The sequence below is a fragment of the Myxococcus vastator genome (assembly GCF_010894475.1).
GTDB classification, from domain to species: Bacteria; Myxococcota; Myxococcia; order Myxococcales; family Myxococcaceae; genus Myxococcus; species Myxococcus vastator.
The window spans coordinates 1-1,460 of the sequence record NZ_JAAIYB010000833.1 but is presented as its reverse complement, the minus strand read 5'-3'; the positions used below and the strand labels follow the sequence as shown (position 1 = coordinate 1,460).

General features: G+C 68.0%; 2 protein-coding genes. One reads left to right on the top strand and one right to left on the bottom strand.

Annotated features, from left to right (window positions below; translation table 11 throughout):
* Positions 1–744 (bottom strand): DUF4292 domain-containing protein (locus G4D87_RS37735; RefSeq protein WP_163787588.1); only part of this gene is annotated, 744 nt, incomplete at its 3' end.
* Between the two features lie 43 nt (positions 745–787).
* Here G4D87_RS37735 and G4D87_RS37730 point away from each other — a divergent pair.
* Positions 788–1,460 (top strand): MotA/TolQ/ExbB proton channel family protein (locus tag G4D87_RS37730; protein WP_163787587.1); only part of this gene is annotated, 673 nt, incomplete at its 3' end.

Below are 1,460 nucleotides of genomic sequence, written 5' to 3'. Positions count from 1 at the left end.
CCCCTCGGGGGGAACCAACTCGTAGAGTGTGAGGTCCGGCCGCGCGTTGAGTTTGAGCTGCTGGTAGCGGACCTGGAGCTTCGTCTTCGCCTGCTTCGCCTCCAGCGACACCCGGCCCGGGAAGATGAGCCCGCCCTGCTCCTGGAAGTCCTCGAAGCCCAGGTCATACCCAGGGATGCCCCGCACCTGGCTCTTCATGATGCGCAGGTACCTGGTGTGAACATCGAGAACCTGCGTCGCCTGGCCCTGGTGGAGCGTCAGCACGTAGACGCCCTTCTCGCGGTCCAGCGCCAGCGTCATCCGCTCCGGAGGGATGAGCGGCACCTGCCCGAGCATGATGGGCACCAGCTCCTCGCCCGGCAGCATCACGGGCAGGAAGCGGGACACGTTGGCGGGGCTGGCGGGGCCCTGGTACCAGGTATTGGTATCCGCCTGATACAGCCCGAAGCGCTGTCCGTCGGACACCAGGGAGGCGAGCGGCCTGTTGAAGAAGTCGAACGTCTCCAGGTGCAGCATGGCCGGCCGGGTGACGGCGACGAACATGCTCAGCGTGCCGCTCTGGTCTGGCAGCTCGGCGCGCAGCTTCGCGTCGCCCTCCAGCGTGACGACGTTCTCCTGGTTCTTCACGACGCGCTGATAGACGGCGTCCGCATCCGTGAGCTCTCCCTCGGGGCCGAACTCGATTCGCTTGGGACAGCCAGAACAGAGCACTACCAGGAAGATTGCGGCGGCTGCGCGGTTCATATGTCCTAGTCTGGGCCATGCCGCCCTGCCCGGTCACCCACCAATGAGCCTGAACGACATCCTCCATTACCTCCGCCTGGGTGGCGTCACCCTCGCCCTGCTCATCTTCGCCTCGGTCGCGGCGCTGATAGTCGCCGTCGAGCGCATCATCGCGCTCTGGGGCGTGGGCGAACGTTCACGCGCCTTGGGTGAGACAGTGAACAAACACCTGCTGCGCGGGGACGTCCTCGCGGCCCGCACCGCCGCCGAGCGCTCCGACGCGGTGGCCGCCGACATCTTCCTGGCCGGGTTCGACCGGATGGAGCGCAGCCGCACCGCCGGGGGCGCCGGAATCGAGGCCGCCGTGGAACGCGAGCGCGCCCAGGTGGCCCTCAAGCTTCGCCGCTACCTGTGGATCCTGGCGACCATCGGCTCGATTACGCCCTTCGTGGGCCTCTTCGGCACGGTGGCCGGCATCATGCGCTCCTTCAAGGACCTGGGCCTGGACGTGGAGGCCGGCGGCACCGGCGGCAGCGCGGCGGTGATGACGGGCATCTCCGAGGCCCTGGTCGCCACCGCGGTGGGCATCCTGGTCGCTGTGCAGGCCATGGTCTTCTACAACTACTTCCAGGCCCGCCTGTCCCGCGTACTGGTGGAGCTGCGCCTGATTGGCGACGAGTTCGTCGAGTTGCTCAAGGAGCGCGCCGCCGGCCTGCCGCCGTCCGAGCCGATGCCCC